This is a genomic window from Paenibacillus cymbidii (assembly GCF_004764705.1).
In the GTDB taxonomy this organism is placed as follows: Bacteria; Bacillota; Bacilli; order Paenibacillales; family NBRC-103111; genus Paenibacillus_AN; species Paenibacillus_AN cymbidii.
Window position 1 is genome coordinate 1 of record NZ_SHLX01000072.1, and the last position, 2,247, is coordinate 2,247.

Sequence of the window (2,247 nt, forward strand, 5' to 3'; positions counted from 1 at the left end):
AAGAGAAACTGTCCAACCATTTCCGGAATGAGTGTCCAATACTTTTCGGAATGACTGTCTACATATTACCGGAATAGGTGTCCAAATCTTTTCGGAATGAGTGTCCAAACATTACCGGAATACGCAGTTTCAAAACGCGATAAGTTTCCTGAAATACTTGCGGTTTATCCGGGGACAGGTTGATGACGCAGTTTGAAATAATAACATCAACCGACGCATCGGCAATCGGCAGGTGTTCGATTTCGCCTAATCGGAATTCTGTGTTCTCATATCCGCCATTCGCCGCGTTGCCGCGGGCTTTGCTTATCATTTCCGGAGTCATATCCACGCCTATTACGCGCCCTGTTTCCCCAACTTGCTTCGCGGCAAGGAAACAATCAAATCCGCCGCCGCTGCCAAGGTCAACTACAATCTCTCCTGGTTTCAATGTGGCAATTGCTTGAGGATTGCCGCAGCCCAGTCCCAAATTAGCACCTGTTGGTACTGCGGAAAGCTCTTCGGATGAGTAGCCCATTTTCGAAGATACGGTGTTAGGATCCATTGCCGTATCACAGCATCCAGAGGTAGGTGTGCAGCAACTCCCGGAAGTTGTATCTTGAATCGCAATCTCTCTGTAGCGTCCGCGTACATTTTCTCGAATATCGTTTTTCATCAGTTCATTCATTTTAGCATCCTCCTGATAAGTGTATTTTTATAAATGGATATAGGCGGTTGATCTCAGAATGTTGGGCCATCATTCCTTTTGATACTATTTGCATTTTACAAGCATTAAAGGAGGGGATTTTCACCCCATCGGAGGGGCACAACATTGACCGGACTTCGACATGGCCTCCGTCAGTAACCGAATCGAGCGAATGACCGTCTCTTTCTCAAATTCGTTCATATGCGAGAAGACTTCATTTAAAAACATGTTCATTTGCTGATCGATGCTCGTCGCAACAAACTTTCCTTCTACCGTAAGCGACAGTATAAACACACGGCGGTCGTCCGCGGCGGGTGACTTTTTGACCAAGTTCAGTTTGATTAAGGATTGCACTTGGCGACTGAACGTCGTAATGTCGGTGCCAAGCACGTCTGCAATTTGCTGCATCGACGGTTCATGTCTGCGGTCGATCTCATATAAAATATGGCTTTGCGGAAGGGAAATATCGATCCCGCCAACGCTGCAGCAACTTTTATTCAGAAATCCGAACCGACGCGTCATGAGCTGAAACATGTCACGTACATTTTCCATGACCATCCCCCCTGATTCCTTTATACATGATATATTTGCAAAATGCAACTATATGATGTGGGGTTATTGGGGGGTGAGAGTCATGTCTTAGCTACAACACGAAGTGCTGTTCGATTCTGCGGCATGAGAATTCGAAGGACTGCAGCCACATCCGTCTTTACTTGCGTTCTTCGCTTCATGATCAGCGGCACAACACGCATCAACATGCTCCGGCGCGGGTCCTCCACAACAAACGTCTTGTGAATCCGAATGATTGCTCATTTTTGTTCCTCCATTCTAGGTATTTTGTATTGCCTTAAAGATGACGGAGGATTTCGCAAAAAGACGCAAATAGAGTTATTGGCACCCACACGGTCCGGCTTCACATTTCGAGTTTCGAATCGCTTGAACGTCGATGATATTTCCATAGCGATCGGCTTCAATCCGACAACAAGCAAGGAACAGGTCTTTTAGTTTCTCGCGGCCGCGCTGTACTCTTGATTTGGTTCCCGAAAAAGAAAGGTGGAGATGTTCACTCAATTGTTTTTGGGACATCCCGTTCAATTCGGTAAGCTCCAGCGCTTCCCGATACTTCGCCGGCAATTGCTGAATCATCGGTCTGATGCAAGCAGCCAATTCTTGCAAAGCATCTTCGTCTTCGTATTCATCCATAACTAGTAAATGGTCGGGTAACGGTTGGGTCGATTTTTCTTTTCGGTAGTAATCCACAATGCAATTGCGTGTGATCCGGTAGATCCATTGCTTTATTTTTTGTCCGTCCTGGATGTCGTTCACATGCAAATGGATTTTCATAAACACGGTTTGAACGATATCATCCACATCGACTTGGTTCCGTACTCGTTTCGCAACAAAATGTAGTAAGGGTCGATGGAACTCTGTCCAAAGCTGAATATTCCGGCGCGTGAGAGCCACCGTTCTGGAAAGTTGAGAGCCAGGCCTCCGGAAAAAATGAGCCACGTCTCCGGGGGAGGGAGCCACCTGGATTAGTGACTCCCCTTATCTGTTGACGTGCG

General features: G+C 46.7%; 2 protein-coding genes and 1 pseudogene. All 3 read right to left on the bottom strand.

Annotated elements, in window-relative coordinates:
• Positions 1 to 127: 127 nt before the first annotated feature.
• Positions 128 to 664 (bottom strand): annotated as a pseudogene (gene arsM / locus EXY20_RS38675) (arsenite methyltransferase); the annotation flags it as partial.
• A gap of 120 nt (positions 665 to 784) precedes the next feature.
• A complete protein-coding gene (locus EXY20_RS38680; RefSeq protein ID WP_135557779.1) occupies positions 785 to 1,234 on the bottom strand; it encodes a MarR family winged helix-turn-helix transcriptional regulator in 450 nt (149 codons plus the stop codon).
• 336 nt (positions 1,235 to 1,570) lie between these two features.
• On the bottom strand, positions 1,571 to 2,125 hold the full coding sequence (gene sigZ / locus EXY20_RS38685) for an RNA polymerase sigma factor SigZ (protein WP_407944958.1): 555 nt from the start codon (positions 2,123 to 2,125) through the stop codon (positions 1,571 to 1,573).
• Positions 2,126 to 2,247 lie beyond the last annotated feature (122 nt).

Coding starts and splice junctions, on each gene's coding strand:
- EXY20_RS38680 (WP_135557779.1), bottom strand. CDS start 1,234: ATGGAAAATGTACGTGACATGTTTCAGCTCATGACGCGTCGGTTCGGA.